This is a genomic window from Corynebacterium sp. p3-SID1056, assembly GCF_025152525.1.
In the GTDB taxonomy this organism is placed as follows: Bacteria; Actinomycetota; Actinomycetes; order Mycobacteriales; family Mycobacteriaceae; genus Corynebacterium.
Map to the genome: position 1 here is coordinate 155398 of NZ_JALXXL010000004.1, position 16545 is coordinate 171942.

Annotated in this window: 15 protein-coding genes and 1 tRNA gene; 8 read left to right on the forward strand and 8 right to left on the reverse strand. The window is 64.1% G+C overall.

Annotated features, from left to right (window positions below):
• Positions 1-2: 2 nt before the first annotated feature.
• The 4 genes from M3G14_RS05250 to M3G14_RS05265 are packed head-to-tail and all read left to right on the forward strand — an operon-like array spanning position 3 to position 3928.
• Positions 3-2105 (forward strand): ATP-dependent DNA helicase RecG, encoded by a 2103-nt coding sequence (locus M3G14_RS05250; protein ID WP_259925203.1) that lies wholly within the window; start codon positions 3-5, stop codon positions 2103-2105.
• A gap of 28 nt (positions 2106-2133) precedes the next feature.
• Positions 2134-2718 (forward strand): 16S rRNA (guanine(966)-N(2))-methyltransferase RsmD, encoded by a 585-nt coding sequence (gene rsmD / locus M3G14_RS05255; protein WP_259925208.1) that lies wholly within the window; start codon positions 2134-2136, stop codon positions 2716-2718.
• Positions 2715-3191, forward strand: coding sequence for a pantetheine-phosphate adenylyltransferase (gene coaD, locus M3G14_RS05260; RefSeq protein WP_259925215.1), 477 nt, complete (start codon positions 2715-2717; stop codon positions 3189-3191). Before rsmD ends, coaD begins: the two co-directional genes overlap by 4 nt.
• Positions 3188-3928, forward strand: coding sequence for a sulfite exporter TauE/SafE family protein (locus tag M3G14_RS05265; protein ID WP_311201352.1), 741 nt, complete (start codon positions 3188-3190; stop codon positions 3926-3928). The genes coaD and M3G14_RS05265 overlap by 4 nt, the downstream gene beginning before the upstream one ends.
• Here the strand turns inward: M3G14_RS05265 and M3G14_RS05270 are convergent.
• From M3G14_RS05270 to M3G14_RS05285, 4 genes are all read right to left on the reverse strand, one after another.
• Complete coding sequence (locus M3G14_RS05270; protein WP_311201353.1) at positions 3925-4698, reverse strand: amino acid ABC transporter ATP-binding protein; 774 nt, start codon at positions 4696-4698, stop codon at positions 3925-3927. The two genes, M3G14_RS05265 and M3G14_RS05270, sit on opposite strands and share 4 nt — an antisense overlap.
• Before the next feature lie 3 nt (positions 4699-4701).
• Positions 4702-5646 carry an amino acid ABC transporter permease gene (locus M3G14_RS05275; protein WP_259925216.1) on the reverse strand — a complete coding sequence of 315 codons (945 nt, stop codon included), beginning with the start codon at positions 5644-5646 and terminating at the stop codon, positions 4702-4704.
• Positions 5647-5654: 8 nt separating this feature from the next.
• On the reverse strand, positions 5655-6569 hold the full coding sequence (locus M3G14_RS05280; RefSeq protein ID WP_259925217.1) for an ABC transporter substrate-binding protein: 915 nt from the start codon (positions 6567-6569) through the stop codon (positions 5655-5657).
• A gap of 86 nt (positions 6570-6655) precedes the next feature.
• Positions 6656-7141: a hypothetical protein gene (locus M3G14_RS05285; RefSeq protein WP_259925219.1), complete on the reverse strand. Its 486-nt coding sequence runs from the start codon at positions 7139-7141 to the stop codon at positions 6656-6658.
• Between the two features lie 160 nt (positions 7142-7301).
• On the opposite strand from M3G14_RS05285, the gene M3G14_RS05290 reads away from it, so the two are divergent.
• Complete coding sequence (locus M3G14_RS05290; RefSeq protein WP_259925221.1) at positions 7302-8330, forward strand: HNH endonuclease signature motif containing protein; 1029 nt, start codon at positions 7302-7304, stop codon at positions 8328-8330.
• A gap of 54 nt (positions 8331-8384) precedes the next feature.
• Here the strand turns inward: M3G14_RS05290 and M3G14_RS05295 are convergent, their stop codons facing one another.
• The 3 genes from M3G14_RS05295 to M3G14_RS05305 form a co-directional block, all read right to left on the reverse strand.
• Positions 8385-9581, reverse strand: coding sequence for an MFS transporter (locus M3G14_RS05295; protein ID WP_259925222.1), 1197 nt, complete (start codon positions 9579-9581; stop codon positions 8385-8387).
• Between the two features lie 24 nt (positions 9582-9605).
• On the reverse strand, positions 9606-10046 hold the full coding sequence (locus M3G14_RS05300) for a MarR family winged helix-turn-helix transcriptional regulator (RefSeq protein WP_259925226.1): 441 nt from the start codon (positions 10044-10046) through the stop codon (positions 9606-9608).
• A gap of 72 nt (positions 10047-10118) precedes the next feature.
• Positions 10119-10192 (reverse strand) — tRNA-Leu (locus M3G14_RS05305).
• A gap of 117 nt (positions 10193-10309) precedes the next feature.
• On the opposite strand from M3G14_RS05305, the gene polA reads away from it, so the two are divergent.
• Positions 10310-12910, forward strand: coding sequence for a DNA polymerase I (gene polA, locus M3G14_RS05310; RefSeq protein ID WP_396122197.1), 2601 nt, complete (start codon positions 10310-10312; stop codon positions 12908-12910).
• 485 nt (positions 12911-13395) lie between these two features.
• Here the strand turns inward: polA and M3G14_RS05315 are convergent, their stop codons facing one another.
• Entirely contained in the window at positions 13396-14133 is a 738-nt protein-coding gene (locus M3G14_RS05315) for a class I SAM-dependent methyltransferase (protein ID WP_259925230.1), read from the reverse strand.
• 234 nt (positions 14134-14367) lie between these two features.
• Between M3G14_RS05315 and rpsA the strand changes: the two genes are divergently transcribed.
• A complete protein-coding gene (gene rpsA, locus M3G14_RS05320) occupies positions 14368-15831 on the forward strand; it encodes a 30S ribosomal protein S1 (protein WP_259925231.1) in 1464 nt (487 codons plus the stop codon).
• Between the two features lie 78 nt (positions 15832-15909).
• On the forward strand, positions 15910-16518 hold the full coding sequence (coaE, locus tag M3G14_RS05325) for a dephospho-CoA kinase (RefSeq protein ID WP_259925232.1): 609 nt from the start codon (positions 15910-15912) through the stop codon (positions 16516-16518).
• Positions 16519-16545 lie beyond the last annotated feature (27 nt).

Below are 16545 nucleotides of genomic sequence, written 5' to 3' on the forward strand. Positions count from 1 at the left end.
CCATGCTTGGGTTTGAAGATACGCGCCCGCTGAACCTGGTTATCCCCTTAAAACAGGCTCGGGCGCTGTCCAAACACCTCGGCATCGACACGTGCGGTCAGCTTTTGCAGCACTACCCGCGCCGCTACCTGCAATACGGCAAGGGCACCGACCTGCGCGAGATGGAAGAAGGCACCACCGCCACCGTCATCGGCTGGGTGGAAAGCGCCACGCCGATCTCGAACAAGAAGAACCCGCGCCGCCCGATCTACCGCATCGAAGTCGACGACGGCTACCAGCGCGTCGCCGCCACCTTCTTCGGCTCCACGTATGCGCAGCGCGTGCTCAAACCAGGTCGCCGCGTCATGCTCAACGGCAAGCTCAGCTTCTTTCGCGACTCCCCGCAGCTACAGCACCCGGACTTCGTGCTTCTCGACGGGCCCACCCAGGCCACTGGCTCCCTCAAACAACTCATGCATTTCGGCCAGCTCGAGGACATCCTCGCCGGGCGCGAATGGCTCCCGCTCTACCCGGCGAAGAAGGGTGTGAGTACGTGGACCATCATGGGCGCAGTGCACGCGGTGCTGCGCGACCTACCGCAGATTGAGGAGCCGCTCGGCTTTACGCCCATCGGGATGCTGCCGCTCAACGCGGCGGTCCGCCAGATCCACGAGCCCGGCCCGGACGGCCCCGCCCGCGCGCTGGAGCGCCTGAAGTACGACGAGGCGCTTTCTGTCGCACTCGCGATGGGTGTGCGACGCGCAGACGTCGCACACCGGCGCGCACCGGCCTTGCCCCGCGTGCCCGGCCGCGACCAGGAGACGCTGCTGGAGCGCCTGCCCTTCGAGCTCACGCACGGTCAGTCGCAGGTGTTTCACGAGATCTCCGCAGACATGTCCGCGGTCAAACCCATGAGCCGCCTACTGCAGGGCGAGGTCGGCTCCGGCAAGACCGTCATCGCCGCCCTTGCGATGCTGCAGGCCGTGGACAACGGTGCGCAGGCGGCGCTGCTTGCCCCGACAGAGGTGCTCGCGCTCCAGCACGCCCGCTCGTTGACCGAGCTGATGATGCGTGCCGGCCTGCCCACGAGAGTCGTCGCGCTGACGGGGTCCATGTCGGCCGCCCAAAAGCAGGAGGCGCTTTTGCACATCGTCTCGGGCGAGGCCGACATCGTGGTGGGCACCCACGCCCTGATCCAGGATTCGGTGGAGTTTTTCCGCCTGGGCGCGGTTGTCGTCGATGAGCAGCACCGCTTCGGCGTGGAGCAGCGCGATCAACTGCGCGCGAAGGCGGGGGAGACCACCCCGCACCTGTTGGTCATGACCGCGACCCCGATCCCGCGCACCATCGCGATCACGGTCTTCGGGGACCTAAGCGTTTCCACGCTCAAGGAGCTGCCGGGCGGGCGCAAGCCGATCCGCTCATCGGTGGTCCCAGAATTTAAGCCAGCCTGGGTGGCCCGCGCCTGGGAGAAGATACGCGAGGAAATCGCGCAGGGCCGCCAGGCCTACGTGGTGTGCCCGCGGATTGAGGGCGAGGGTGGCGTGGAGGAGGTCGCCGCCTACCTCTCCGCCGAGGAGTTTCCGGACAGCGAGGTTGCCGTGCTCCACGGACGGATGAAGGGCGAGGTAAAAGACGCGGTGATGGCCGATTTTGCCGCGGGCGCGATCGACGTCCTGGTCTCCACCACGGTCATCGAGGTCGGCGTCGACGTGCCTAATGCGAGCGTGATGATGGTACGCGAGGCCGAACACTTCGGTGTGTCCCAGCTCCACCAGTTGCGAGGGCGCGTCGGGCGCGGCGGCTACGAGTCGTGGTGTCTGTTCCACACGCTGGCGGAGCAGTCATCCCCGTCATTTACCCGCGTGCAGCAGGTCGCGGCGACCACGGACGGTTTCGCGCTCGCCGAGTTGGACCTGCTCAACCGGCGCGAGGGCGACGTGCTCGGCACCGACCAGTCGGGCCTGCACCGCACGTTGCGCCTGATCAACCTGGTCGACGATCTCGAGCTCGTCGAGCGCGCCTACCGCGACGCCGGCAGCATTGTCGCCGACAACATCGAGTTCGCCCGCCGCGCCACCGCCAACTTCGTCGCCGAGGATTTCGAGTACCTGGATAAGAGCTAGGCCGGGAGCGCGCGTTAGAGTGTGTGGCATGAACCGCATCATTTCCGGCGAAGCCCGCGGCCGAAAAATCAAGGTCCCGCCCGAAGGCACCCGCCCGACGTCCGACCGTGCCCGCGAAGGCCTCTTTTCCTCCCTGCAGGTGCGTTTCGGTTTTGCGGGGGCGAACGTGTTGGATCTGTTCGCCGGCTCGGGCGCACTCGGACTGGAGGCGGCCTCGCGCGGCGCGCAGCAGGTAGTCCTCGTGGAGAACGATCCGCGCGCTGTCGCCGTCATCGAGCACAACGCGAAGGTGGTTGGCCACCCGGACGTGCGCGTCGAGCCGGTCAAGGCGTCGACCTACGTCGCCCGCGCGCCGCGGAACCACTTCCACATGGTGCTCGCCGACCCGCCCTACGAACTCGCCGATGAGGCGGTGGCCGAAATGGTGTCCGCGCTTGAGCCCCTGCTTGTCGACGGCGCCGTGGTCGTCGTCGAGCGCCACCGCGAAAGCCCCGAGACCGCCTGGCCCGAGTCGTTTACCCCGACGGGTCAGAAGCTGAAGAAGCGCACCTACGGCATTGCGCGCATGGACATGGCCGTCTATTCAACCAGCACAGAAAAGGAAAACGCATGACGATCGCAGTCTGCCCCGGCTCCTTCGACCCGATCACCAACGGGCACTTAGACATTGTGCGCCGCGCCTCCCGCAGCTTCGACGAGGTCGTCGTCCTCGTTACCGGCAACCCGGCGAAGTCCTCGGGGCTGTTTAGCGTCGACGAGCGCATGGAGCTCATTCGCGAGGTCACCGCCGACCTCGTCGGTGTGCGCGTGGATTCTTGGGCGGGCCTGTTGGTGGACTACACCAACGAGCACCACGTCACAGCACTGGTCAAGGGCTTGCGCTCCTCTCTCGACTACGACTACGAGCTGCCGATGGCGCAGATGAACCGGCGGCTTTCCGGCATCGACACCTACTTCCTCATGACCGACGAGAAGTACGGCTACGTCTCCTCCTCACTGTGCAAGGAGGTGGCGAAGTACGGCGGCGACGTCACCGGGCTGGTGCCGCCTGCCGTGCGCGCGGCGATGGAGGCGAAGTTTCGTTGATCTGGCTCGCGATCGGCGTCGCGCTCGTTGTGGCCGCCGGCGCCATTTCGCAGCGCGTCTCCGGCATGGGCCTCGGGCTGATTTCCGCGCCTGCGCTCTCGCTCATGTTGGGCCCTGTCGTGGGCATCATCTTGATCAACGTGCTGGCCACCTTCAACGCGGTGGCCAACACGTGGTCCATGCGCGCTGATATCGACTGGAAGAAGTGGGCCCCGATCGCCGCCGGACTCATCTTCGGAGCGGTGCCGGGGGCCTTTGTCATCCGCGCAGTCTCACCCTCGGTCCTGCTGGTCGTGGTGGGGGTGCTGCTGATTCTGGCGCTAAGCGTCGTCACGATCGGCAAGCGCTACGTGCCCCGGGTCGAGGGTGTGCTGCCCGCAGCCCTGTCCGGCGCGGTTGGCGGGTTTATGAACACGCTCGCCGGCGTAGCGGGGCCCGCGATCACCGTCTACTCCCAGGCTGCGCGGTGGCCGCAGCGCACTTATGCGGCCACCCTCCAACCCATCTTCTTGTGCTCCGGGGCGATCTCTTTCCTGATCAAGGAGGTCACCGGGGCGGCGAACCTCGCTTCCATCCCAGTCGCGTTCTGGGTGGCCGCCGCAATCGGGCTGGTCGTCGGTCAGGTCGTTGGCACGAGGCTCGCCCCGCGTGTGCCCGCCGCCAAGGCGCACAAGGTCGCGCTTGGCCTGGCATTCTTCGGGGGCTTCACAGCGCTGCTGCGCGGACTGATTGCTTAAAAGAGGGTAGACAAAAACGCCTTCGTGCGTTCTTCCTGCGGGTTGTCCAGCACCTCGGCGGGCGTGCCGTACTCGATGATTTGGCCGTTCGCCATGAAAGCCACGTGGTCGGCAACCTCGTGCGCGAACGCCATCTCGTGGGTGACCACCATCATGGTCATACCGCCGGCCGCCAGGTCCTTCATCACGCGAAGCACCTCGCCGACGAGTTCAGGGTCGAGGGCGGAGGTTGGCTCGTCGAAAAGCATGAGCTTCGGGTCCATCGCCACCGCGCGCGCGATTGCGACGCGCTGCTGCTGCCCGCCCGAAAGCTGGATCGGGAATGCCTCGGCTTTCGACGCAAGCCCGACCATCTCGAGCAACTCCATCGCGCGGGCCTTCGCCTTTGTCGGGTTCTCGCCCTTGACGTGGATCGGTGCCTCGATGATGTTTTCCAGCACGGTGCGGTGGCCGAAGAGGTTGAAGTTCTGGAAGACCATGCCGATGTCGCGGCGCTGCTTCGCCGCGTCCTTCTCGCTCATCTCGTAGAGCACACCGCCGCGCTCGCGATAGCCGATGAGGTCGCCGTCGACGTAGAGCCGACCGGCGTTGACCTTCTCGAGGTGGTTCACGCAGCGCAAAAAGGTGGATTTACCCGAACCCGACGGGCCGATCAGACAGGTGACGCTCCCGGGCATCACCTCCAGATTGATGCCCTTGAGCACATCGAGCTGCCCAAAGGACTTCCACACGTCCACCGCTTGAATCATCGGCGTAGTTTTCACCGTCATGGGTTAGCGCCCTTTCTTCTCGGGAGTGTTGATGACTTCCACGTTCGACGGGATCGTGCCTTCCGCGTCCGCGAGGCTGGCCAGCTGGCGTGCAGTGAGCTGGCGCGTCGCGCCGCGCTCAAAGTAGCGCTCCAAGTAATGCTGGCCGACCATGAGCAGCGAGGTGATCACTAAGTACCAAGTCGCCGCGACCAGCAGCATCGGTACCGGCTCGAACAGGGCCGCAGCGATATCCATCGACCGGCCGTAGAGCTCGAGCGAGTAAGGGACTGCAACGACAAGCGAAGAGGTCTTGAGCAGCGAAATGAACTCGTTGCCAGTCGGCGGGATGATAATCCGCATCGCCTGCGGCAGCACCGTGCGCGACATGGTCTGGCGCCAGCTCATGCCGAGCGCCTTCGACGCCTCAATTTGTCCCTCCGGCACCGAGGAGACGCCGGAGCGGACGATCTCGGCCATGTAGGCGGCCTCGTTCAAGCCGAGGCCGACTACAGCCAAGGCGAAAGCGGAGGATGTAAACGGCTCGAGCGAGATCTGTGTGAACCCGAGGTTGATCGAGTCATAGATTGCGCCGATCAGCCCCCAGAACATGAGCTGCACGTAGATTGGGGTGCCGCGGAAAATCCACAGAAAGACCCACGACACCGCGTTGAACACCGGATTCGGGCTCATACGCATCACCGCCAGCAGCACGCCGCCGACGACGCCGATGAGCATGCCCAGCAGCGTAATCGCGAGCGTATGCAGGCCAGCAATAGCGATGCGGGTGTCAAAGAGGTACTGGAAGTAGGTGTCCCAGCCGTAGGCCTCGTTGCGGGCTGCACCGATGACAAACCACGCCACAAGCAGCAGCAGGATCGTGGCGAGCACCCACCGGCCCGGGTGGCGCAGCGGCTTCGCCTCAATGCGTTCCGGCTGGGAGCGCCGATTGTCTACCTTGTTACTCATTGTGTGTTCTACCCCAGCTCTTCTAGTGGTTGTTCGTTCAGCATCCCTTGCTCCAACAGCCCCGTATCGACGTTCCACTGCGCCAGAATGCGCGCGTAGTCTCCGGTGTCAATGAGGTGCTGCAAGGCCTGCGCCATCGCGGGGCCCAGCGCCGAGTCTTTGGGCACAGCAAAGCCGTAGGGCGCCGCGTCAAACATGTCGCCGACGAGCTCGAGTTTGCCGTCGGAGCGCTCGACCGCCCACGCGGTGACGGGGGAGTCCGCGCTGTACGCGTCGGCGCGGCCGACAAGGGCGGCAAGCGCGGCGTTATCTGCTGTGTCGAAGGACAACACGGTGATTGGGTCCTCGCCTGCTTCCACGCAGGCTTCTGACTTGGGGCGCACGTCGTCGGTCTCGGACACCGTCGTGCGCTGGACGGAGACAGTTAGCCCGCAAGGGTGCGCGGGATCAACGCCGGCACCGGGCTGTTGCGCCCACTGGATGCCCGCGTAGAGGAAGTTGACGAAGTCGAAGGACTCGCGGCGCTCCGGGTTATCGGTGAACCCGGACATGCCGGCGTCGAGGCTGCCCGACTGCACCGCAGGCAGGATCATGGCGAAGTCCATGTCCTGCGGGTCGAAGTCGAGGCCCATCACCGCGGCGACAGCGCGGCCGAGGTCCATTTCCAGGCCAACCAGCGCGCCTGCCGAGTCCTTGAACTCAAACGGTGCAAAAGGTGGGTTGGCGCCGATGGAAAGCGTGCCGTCGGCAGCGACCTCTTCCGGTACGAGCGCCGCGATTTCCGGCACTTCGTCGGGAACGATCGGCTCCCAGCCCTCGGGGTTGCCGCCTTCGGCGTTGGTCACGCAGCCGCCGAGCAGTGTCGCCGCGGCGAGGCAGGTGGCGAAAACGCCGGCGCTGCGCGTGTGGGGTGTAGCGTGCATGGGACTTCCAAAAACGTTGAAATATACTAACCACTGTATATTAATCGTTTTCCCGTCTGCTGGGAAGTCGCCACGTGCAGGTGCTTTTACTGCTGTGCCATGCGGATGCCGCGCATAATCAGCTCAATGGTCTGGCCGATGACCAGCAGCCCAATCAGCGTGGGAATGAGCGCGGAAGCCGCCTGGCTCGAACCCGCGGAGCTTTGTGCAAAGTCGCCGGTGAAGAAGCCGGAGGACATCTTCGCGGAGCCCTGCGCTTCCTGCTTCCACAGTTCTACCGGGTTGGCGGTGTCAGGCACGGAGGAATTCTCGGCCCACGCCTGCACGAATTCCTTCCCCTCGCCTTCCTCCATGTCTTTGGTCCAGTCCAGGAACATGTCGGAGCTGGACACCTTCTTTACCGGGTTCTTCTCCGGGTCGAGGTGCATGGGGTCGTTCTCCGCGTCGTAATCCAGCGACCCAAGGGCATCGCTTTCCGACGCCCCCTCTTCCGCGCCAGCAAACGGCGCAGATGGGACAACGGACAGTACAAGGGTCGCGGCAACGATGCCGGCAAGAGTGGTCTGACGCATGCGGACATCCTAACCGGAAGGCTGGCCCGTTGTCTCACCGATAGGTGCCTAACCCTTATTAGACGCAGCTTTTGGGTCGTTGGTTCCGTTTCGGGTTGATATTGGGTTCATTCTCACATGTGCTTGTTTGCGCAGGTAAGCGTGGTTTATCCTCGGGTGCATGACAGATTTGGATGCACTCGCCATGTTCGACCGTTGCGGTTTCGACTTCATCGCCGCAGCGGCCGGACACACGCCTGCGCAGCTACAGGCACACGGCATCCAAAAAGACCGCGCAAAACAACTACACGCCACCGCTTCCGTATTGTGCGGTGCGACCTCGCACACGAAATACCAAACGCGCGCCCAAGAAGGCGCGCGCGAGCAGGGCCACCGGTTGGAGACGTTGGCCTATATCGTGAGGTCTTCCCGCGCGCTGCGCGATGCCACCGCGCGCTGGCGCTACATCGAGCAGTTGTGTAACACGGCAGGGGATCTGGTGCGCATCCGCCATGTCGCCGCCGACTTGAAGGCTGAGCTGCAAATACCGGAGGCGCGTGTTCCGCGGGCGAGGGTGACCCACCACGGCGACGGGCTAGCCACCCTGCGGCTGACCGGCCCGGCAGCAGATGTGCAAGGCGTGTATGACGCGGCGAAGCACGATGTGACCGGGTGGCTGGGTGGTGGCTGCCCGAAGGCAGACTATGTGGTGCGGGTGACCGCGAACCTGGATTTGGGGGACTATGTGCGCATCATGGCCGGCGAAGGCGATGACGTGCGTGTCCACTTCGATAATGGGGTGATTGTCACCGGTGAGGAGTTTGTGCGCATGCAGCTCGAAGAGTTGGGCTCGATCATTTTGGTTGGGGTGATGGATGGGCCGGTCAACGCGTATCATGCGCGGTTTGCCCACCCGAAGCACCGGGAAGTCATGCTGGCGGACTCCACCACCTGCACGTGGAAGGGCTGCACACGTCCCGCGTCCGAGTGCGATGCGCACCACATGGAAGAGCACCAGCACGGAGGCGAGACCACACCATCCAATCTTGGGTGGTTGTGCAAGTATCACAACTCCCAGGCCGCACGCGGTACCCGCGGGCACACCGAACGGCGCGACGGGCAGATCGTGTATGTCTCACCCTACGGGAACGTCACCGCCACCGGCACCGACCACAAAGCCCGCGCCGAACACCGCAAACCACCCGACTAAAACCCCACGCAAAAACCCGCGCGCCAGTGAACCCGGCGCGCGCACAGGCATGCGCTAAACAATATGGCCGAGGTTTCGTTTGCCACCGAAGAGAATCATTAGCGAGACACACAGGCTGGTATGCCCCAAACCAGTAGGGCATACCAGCGCCAAAGGAGGCCGCGAGGGGCCAGAAACGGCGGGCGCAATCGCTCCGCCAAGAAAGCGCAGGCCGGAGTAAGTGGAGGAGGCGACATTGCGCGGCAGAGGTGTGGCCTCCATGACGGCCTCGGTGAGTACGGTGTTGAAGACGCCGATGAACAGGCCTGCGAGGATCACCAAAACGATGACAGCCGTGAGGTGCTCTGCTGCAAAGCCTAGCCCGGCGAGCAGAACGCCGAAGCCACTCAGAATGATGATCAGCACTGGGAAGAGACCAAAGCCCTGCACGAGACGGGGTGCGAGGAAAACGGAAGAAATCGCGAGCGTGAGCCCCCAGCCGAAGAAGACGAACCCCAGCTCGATCGCGCCGAAGTCTCTGCCCGCCGCCGCTGCTGCCCCGTCGATTGGGTAGGGGGAGTAGGCGAGCAGAGTGAAGAAGCCGAAGTTGTAAAAGAAGGCCACGAGCCCCAGCGTCAGTAGTGCGGGTTCCCTGAGTGCCGTCAATCCCGCGGTGAAGCCGACCGACTCAGGTGTGTGCGAGCGCGAGTGGAGCAACGTGGCGATAGCGAGAAAACCGATCGCCATGAGGGCGGCGGTGCCGTAGAAGGGCGCTCGCCAGGAGATTTCGCCAAGCAGGCCGCCGGCGAGCGGGCCGACTGCGAGGCCGACGCCCATAGCGGCTTCGTACAGGATGATGGCCTGCCCCGCGCTGCCGGCTGCCGCGCCGACGATAGCGGCGAGCGCGGTGGAGATGAACAGCGCGTTGCCCAGGCCCCAGCCCGCGCGGAAGCCGATGATCGCGTCCACCGAACCAGCAGCGCCGGAAAGAAAGGAGAAGAGCACAATGAGCGCGAGCCCGATCAAGAGTGTGACCTTGACCCCGATGCGGGAGGAGATGAACGCGCTGAAGAACATCGCGAGCGCGGTAATCAGTAGATAGCTGGTAAACAGCAGCATCGTCTGGGTTGGCGACGCGTGCAGCTCCCGGCTAATCGCCGGCAGGATCGGGTCGACGAGCCCGGTTCCCATGAACGAGACGGTGCAGGCAAAGGCGAGCGCCCAGACGGCGACGGGTTGCCTGAATATGGAGTTTGGTTCGTTGTTGTGCAAGAGTGTGGCCGCTTTCGGGGGTCGTTAGCGGTTCTGGGCAAGTTCCTCGGTGATGTGCTGGAGAAGTTCGGAGGCGCGCTTCAATACGGCGATGTCGTCGTCGTCAAGCGTGTCGAGCACGGGCACGATCTGCGCGGCAGAGTCGGCGCGGTACTTTTGGAGGATGTCGCGGCCCTTGTCGGTGATCATGAGGTCGGTGGCGCGCGCGTCTTCGGGGGAGGGGTGGCGGGTGATGAGGTTGTCGTCGACAAGCTTTTTTATTGCCTGGCTCATCGACGGCTGCGTGATGCCTTCTAGGCGGGCGAGTTCGCCGACGCGCAGGCCTGGCTCGCGGTTGATCGCGGCCATCGCACGCAGCGAGACGTAGGAGAGCTGGACCGGGGTGGCCTGGTATGCGGTGCGCGCGAAGCGGCTGCTGGCCCAGACGAGGTCGTTGGCGAGTTGTGTTTTGGGGTCGTTATCCATAGGGGGTATATATATACAGGCTATGGATAACGCAAGCGCGAAAAAGCCCCGCTGTGAAACGGGGCTAGAGCGTGCCCCAGGTGAGACTCGAACTCACACTGGACGGGTTTTGAATCCGTTGCCTCTGCCAATTGGGCTACTGGGGCTCGCGGGAAAGTGTAGCCCATGGGCGGCGCGATCCGGAAATTGCGTGCCGCGGGCGGCGGCTAGACTGGTGCACCGTGACTGATCAAAAACGCCTTCTGCTCATCGACGGACACTCCATGGCCTTCCGAGCCTTCTACGCGCTGCCGGCGGAAAACTTCTCCACCACGGGCGGCCAGCATACGAATGCGGTCTACGGCTTCCTCTCCATGTTTGCCAACATCCTCGCCGACGAGGCGCCAACGCACGTCGCAGTGGCCTTCGACGTGGGGCGCAAGACCTTCCGCACGGAGCGCTTCCCGGAGTACAAGGCGCAGCGCGAGTCCGCGCCGCCGGAATTTAAGGGCCAGGTGCCGATTATCGAGGACGTACTCCACAGCCTCGGCATCGTCACGCTGTCGAAGGAAAATTTCGAGGCTGACGATATCGTCGCCACACTGGTCACGCAGGCACGCGGCGACTTCGAGATCGTCATCGTCACCGGTGACCGCGACTACCTGCAGCTTGTCGACGCCACCACCACCGTCCTCTACCCAACCCGCGGCGTGTCCACGCTCACCCGATTTACGCCGGAGGAAGTCGAGCGCAAGTACGGGCTCACCCCCGTGCAGTACCCGGACTACGCGGCGCTGCGCGGCGACCCTTCGGACAACCTGCCGAGCGTGCCGAAGGTGGGGGAGAAGACCGCGACGAAGTGGATCGTCAAATACGGTTCGCTGGCGGAGCTAGTCGCGCACGCCGACGAGATCAAGGGCGTGGCGGGCAACAACTTCCGCGAGCGCATCGAGCAGGTGCAGCTCAACCGCGAACTCACCCAAATGGTCACTGACGTCGAGCTGCCCGTCGGCCCGGAAGACCTGGAGCTCAAGACTGCCGACGTGAGCGAGGTGTCCAAGGCCTTCGACGACCTGCAGTTCGGGGCCAACCTGCGCGAGCGCGTACTCGCCGCTGTGCCCACCGACGGCGAGGACGCGAGTGCGCAGCCGCCAGTGGAGCTGCCGGAGGTGGAGGTGGCCGACGAGCCGCTCGACACTTGGCTCAAGGCGCGCCGCGGCGAGGGCCTCGCCCTCTACCTGTCCGGTACGGCGGTACCGGCGGGTGGTGATGTGACGGGTCTGGGGATCGTCGATAAGCAGCGGCACGGCATCCAGCGCGACACCGCGGACCTTTCCCCGGCCGAGGACGCGGCGCTCAAGGAATGGCTGGAATCGACAGACCCGAAATACTGCCACGATGCGAAGGCGGCCTACCACATGCTGCGCGGGCGCGAGATCACGCTGCGCGGCATCGCGCACGACACGGCGATCGCGGCCTACCTGCTGCGGCCCGGGCAGCGCACCTACGGGCTGGCGGACGTCTACCAGCGCCACCTGCAGCGCCAGCTCACCGTCGGCGGCGACCAGTTAAGCCTGCTCGGCGACACCTCGCTTCTCGACGCCGCCGCTGCCGTCCTTGAACTCGCCGAAGCGCTCACCGCGCAGCTGCGCGAGATCGACGAGTACGAGCTCTACGCTGACCTCGAACTGCCGCTGGTAACGATCCTCGCCGAGATGGAGCACACCGGCATCGCCGTCGACCGCGACGTGCTCGAGGCACAGCGCAAGGACTGTGCCGACAAAGTCGCACAGGTTGAAGAGAAGGCCCGCGCGCTTGTCGACGAGCCCGACCTGAACCTGTCCAGCCCAAAGCAGCTGTCTGTCGTGCTCTTTGACAAGCTTGCGCTGCCGAAGACGAAGAAGACGAAGACCGGGTATTCGACGGCCGCGGCCGAGATCGAATCGCTGGCCGAGAAGCATCCGCACGAATTCCTTGACTACCTGCTGCTGCACCGCGAGTACCAAAAGATGAAGTCTACGATTGAGGGCCTCATTAAAGCGGTGCGCGACGACGGGCGCATCCACACCACTTTCAACCAGACCGTCGCCTCGACCGGTCGCTTAAGCTCTGCGGACCCGAACCTGCAAAATATCCCGGTGCGCACCGACGCCGGGCGCGAAATCCGCTCGGCGTTTACCGTGGGGAAGGGCTACGAGTGCCTGTTGACGGCGGACTACTCGCAAATCGAAATGCGCGTGATGGCGCACCTCTCCCGCGACGAAGGGCTGATCGAGGCCTACAAAGCGGGGGAGGACCTGCACAACTTCGTCGGGTCCCGCGTCTTTGACGTGCCGATCGATGACGTCACCCCGGAGCTGCGCCGCCGCGTCAAGGCGATGAGCTACGGCCTGGTCTACGGGCTTTCCGCCTACGGGCTGTCGAACCAGCTCGGTATTTCGGCGGGCGAGGCGAAGCAGATCATGGAAAGCTACTTCGAGCGCTTCGGCGGAGTGAAACGCTACCTGGACGAGGTGGTCGAGCAGGCGCGCCGCGACGGCTACACGTCCACTGTGTTCGGCCGGCGCCGCTACCTGCCGGAGCTCAACAGCGATAATCGGGTGGCGCGCGAGAACGCCGAGCGAGCCGCGTTGAACGCGCCGATCCAGGGCACTGCGGCCGACATTATTAAGGTGGCCATGGTGCGCGTCGACCGCGAGCTGGAAAGCTACGACTCGCGGGTGCTGCTGCAGGTCCACGATGAGCTGGTGGTGGAAGTCGCCGAGGGCGAGCTCGACGCGGTGCGCGCTATTGTCGAGCGGGAGATGGACGAGGCGATCACGCTGCGCGTCCCGCTCGAGGTGTCCGCAGGCACTGGCACGAACTGGAACGAAGCGGCCCACTAGCGCGCAATCTCTGGCCGTCGGAGGGCGCGGGGCATTGCTTATGCACCCGGCCCCGCGCCCCCCTCCGATACAACGGGGGAGGGCCGTGTGCCCGTCCCCCGCCCGTAGCTCTTCCTAGTGCGGAAGAACTACGCCCCCGCCCCCTTGGTGAGGTATCCCCCAATACCTCGGTGATCTTCCCTTTTCTTTTATTACCCCCGGTGGGAAGAGGTTCTCGGCGTGGCGTTTGTTCGCCGCTTCGAAAACCAAGGTCGACTTTAACAGTTCGTGAGCATGCTGACAGCGGACGTTCACCGGAGCTTCAGTCATGAGGCATCTTTTATATTTTTCGGCAGATTTCACGATATGGGATTCCCGTGACCTGCGACACTCTCGCGCGGCCGAAATGGTCGAATTTGAAGTCCGCATTTAGCGCCTATGTTCCCAAACCTTTCACTTACCCCATGCGGGGGCGTGTCGGTTTTCCTGGACCGCGACACAGTGTGCTAAGTCGCGCGGGTGGAGAAAATCGCGGTGCCCGGGAACACCGCGCCGCGCGCGGGCGACCACTGCCCCCAGGTGGTGTCGAGGTTGGCCGGCCAGGTGGGCTCGGTGACGTCGAGAAGCGAAAAGCCCGCGCCGCGCAGCGCGCGCACCCAATCGCCGAAGGTGCGGTGGTATTCCGCATAGGTGAGCTCGCCGTGGGCGTCGCGCTCCTCGTAGGCGCGGTCGAAGTAGCTGATGGCGGCCGTGAAAACCTCCGGGTCGTCGGGAAAGACCCAGCGCATCGGGTGAGTGACGCTGAAGACGAAACGGCCGCCGGGACGCAGCACCCGGTGAATCTCGGCCAGTGCGACATCGAGCTCAGCCACGAAGGGAAGCGCACCGAACGCGGAGAAGGCGATGTCGAAGGCGTTGTCTCGGTAGGGGATCGCCAACACGTCGGCTTGGCTCAGCGGCAGGCTGGGGTTCGCGCGCGAGAGCATGCCGGCGGAAATGTCAAAGCCGGTAGCAAGGCGCGCACCCTGCTTGCTCAGCCACTCAGTGCAGGCGGCTGAGCCGCAACCGACTTCGAGGATGGAGGAACCGGAGACGTCGCCAAGCAGGCGCGCGTCGGCTTCGTGGAGCATCTCCGGGCACCAATAGAAGCTGGACAGATACACGGCGTGGTCGGCGTGGTAGCGCGGCGCGTCGGCGTCCCAAAAGCGACGGTTGGCTTGCGAGGCGGTACGGCTTTCGCGCATGGGGCCTTTCGGGGTTGGGGAAGCGGCGGTGACGTGCGTATATGATTTGCCCGCGCAGGTGTCAAGCACTAGTGTGTTTGGGGCGTATCGCAGTATCGGGGCGACACCAGCCGTAATAGGAGGGCTCGGGTCGATCCTCGCGCGAGATCCACCCTGAAGTCAAACACATGTGGGTGCGAGAGATACGCCCCTGTCCAATCACGATCTCCTATTCAATTCGGAGCACATACACTTATGCGCACTACTAACGCACCGCAGGTAGCCATCAACGACATCGGTGGCCCTGAGGAATTTCTCGCTGCAGTCGACGCCACCATCAAGTACTTCAATGATGGCGACATCGTCAGCGGCAAGGTGGTCAAGGTTGACCACGACGAGGTTCTGCTTGACATCGGGTACAAGACCGAAGGTGTCATCCCGACCCGCGAACTGTCCATCAAGCACGACGTCGACCCGGACGATGTGGTCGAGGTCGGCGACGAGATCGACGCGCTTGTCCTGACCAAGGAGGACAAGGAAGGCCGCCTCATCCTGTCCAAGAAGCGTGCTCAGTACGAGCGTGCTTGGGGCACCATCGAGGAGCTGCAGAACAACGACCAGCCGGTTACCGGTACGGTCATCGAGGTTGTCAAGGGCGGCCTCATTCTGGACATCGGGCTGCGCGGCTTCCTGCCGGCATCCCTGGTTGAGATGCGTCGCGTCCGCGACCTGGAGCCGTACATCGGCCAGGAGCTCGAGGCGAAGATCATCGAGCTGGACAAGCACCGCAACAACGTCGTCCTGTCCCGCCGCGCGTACCTGGAGGAGACCCAGTCCGCGGTTCGCTCCGACTTCCTGCACCAGCTGCAGAAGGGCCAGGTGCGCAAGGGTGTCGTGTCCTCCATCGTCAACTTCGGCGCCTTCGTCGATCTCGGCGGTGTCGACGGCCTGGTCCACGTGTCCGAGCTGTCCTGGAAGCACATTGACCACCCGTCCGAGGTTGTCACCGTTGGCGACGAGGTCACCGTCGAGGTGCTCGACGTCGATCTCGACCGCGAGCGCGTCTCCCTGTCGCTGAAGGCGACCCAGGAGGATCCGTGGCGCGTCTTCGCCCGCACCCACGCTGTGGGCCAGATCGTGCCGGGCAAGGTCACCAAGCTCGTTCCCTTCGGTGCGTTCGTGCGCGTCGAGGAGGGCATCGAGGGCCTCGTCCACATCTCCGAGCTGGCACAGCGCCACGTCGAGGTGCCGGACCAGGTTGTCAACGTCGGCGAAGAGGTCATGGTCAAGGTCATCGACATCGATCTGGACCGTCGCCGCATCTCCCTGTCGCTCAAGCAGGCTGACGAGGACTTCACCGAGGAGTTCGATCCGTCCCGCTACGGCATGGCCGACTCCTACGACGAGCAGGGCAACTACATCTTCCCGGAGGGCTTCGACCCGGAGACCAACGAGTGGATGGAAGGCTACGACGAGGCTCGCCAGGAGTGGGAGGCACGCTACGCCGAGGCAGAGCGTCGCCACCAGGCACACGCCGCCCAGGTGGAGCGTCACCGCGCCGCTGCCGCAGAGGCCGCGGACCAGGCAGCAGACCAGGCAAACTACTCTTCCGACTCCAGCGCTGCAGCTCCGGCAGCCGATTCGGCAGAGTCGTCCATGGGCTCCCTGGCTTCCGATGAGCAACTCGCCGCACTGCGCGACAAGCTCACCGGCAACTAAGTTCGCTTAGAAAAGGCCCGCGCTGATGTCGCTTAGCGACGTTCGGCGCGGGCCCTTTTGTGTTCTATCATCGGCTCTATGTACATGATCGGACTCACCGGCGGCATCGGTAGCGGCAAATCCACCGTCGCCGAGATGCTGCGCTCCCACGGCTTTCCAGTAGTCGACGCCGACCAGATCGCCCGCGACATCATGGAACCGGGCTCGCCGGTGCTGGATGAGGTCGCCGCCGAGTTTGGCGCGGATCTCATCGGCGAAGACGGGACGCTCGACCGGGCTGGATTGGCCAGTCGTGCCTTCGCCTCCGAGGACGCGACACAAAAGCTCAATGCCATCACGCATCCCGCAATTCGAAAGGAGTCCGAGCGCCGTTTCGCAGCGCTGGCTCAGGCGGGTGAGAAGGCTGCAGTCTACGACATGCCGCTGCTCATCGAGCTTGGCATGCACAAATCCATGGACTTGACCGTGGTGGTGGACGTGGATGCAGAAGAGCGTGTGCGCCGGCTCGTCGCAAAGCGCGGCCTCGACGCAGCGGATGCGCGAAACCGGATCGAGCGACAGATCCCGGACGCAGAGCGTCGCGCTGCTGCAGACGTGATCTTGGATAACAATGGCACGCGCGAGGAGCTAGAACCGCAGGTTGATGCGCTCGTCGCCACGATTACCAACATATTGCTTGGTGTTTAACCACTGTTTGCTTTGCCGACAACCTCG

Coding starts and splice junctions, on each gene's coding strand:
- M3G14_RS05300 (WP_259925226.1), bottom strand. CDS start 10,046: ATGGATAACGACCCCAAAACACAACTCGCCAACGACCTCGTCTGGGCC.
- rpsA (WP_259925231.1), top strand. CDS start 14,368: ATGCGCACTACTAACGCACCGCAGGTAGCCATCAACGACATCGGTGGC.
- M3G14_RS05290 (WP_259925221.1), top strand. CDS start 7,302: ATGACAGATTTGGATGCACTCGCCATGTTCGACCGTTGCGGTTTCGAC.
- polA (WP_396122197.1), top strand. CDS start 10,310: ATGGCCTTCCGAGCCTTCTACGCGCTGCCGGCGGAAAACTTCTCCACC.
- M3G14_RS05275 (WP_259925216.1), bottom strand. CDS start 5,646: ATGAGTAACAAGGTAGACAATCGGCGCTCCCAGCCGGAACGCATTGAG.
- M3G14_RS05315 (WP_259925230.1), bottom strand. CDS start 14,133: ATGCGCGAAAGCCGTACCGCCTCGCAAGCCAACCGTCGCTTTTGGGAC.
- M3G14_RS05270 (WP_311201353.1), bottom strand. CDS start 4,698: ATGACGGTGAAAACTACGCCGATGATTCAAGCGGTGGACGTGTGGAAG.
- M3G14_RS05280 (WP_259925217.1), bottom strand. CDS start 6,569: ATGCACGCTACACCCCACACGCGCAGCGCCGGCGTTTTCGCCACCTGC.
- coaE (WP_259925232.1), top strand. CDS start 15,910: ATGTACATGATCGGACTCACCGGCGGCATCGGTAGCGGCAAATCCACC.
- coaD (WP_259925215.1), top strand. CDS start 2,715: ATGACGATCGCAGTCTGCCCCGGCTCCTTCGACCCGATCACCAACGGG.
- M3G14_RS05250 (WP_259925203.1), top strand. CDS start 3: ATGCTTGGGTTTGAAGATACGCGCCCGCTGAACCTGGTTATCCCCTTA.
- rsmD (WP_259925208.1), top strand. CDS start 2,134: ATGAACCGCATCATTTCCGGCGAAGCCCGCGGCCGAAAAATCAAGGTC.
- M3G14_RS05285 (WP_259925219.1), bottom strand. CDS start 7,141: ATGCGTCAGACCACTCTTGCCGGCATCGTTGCCGCGACCCTTGTACTG.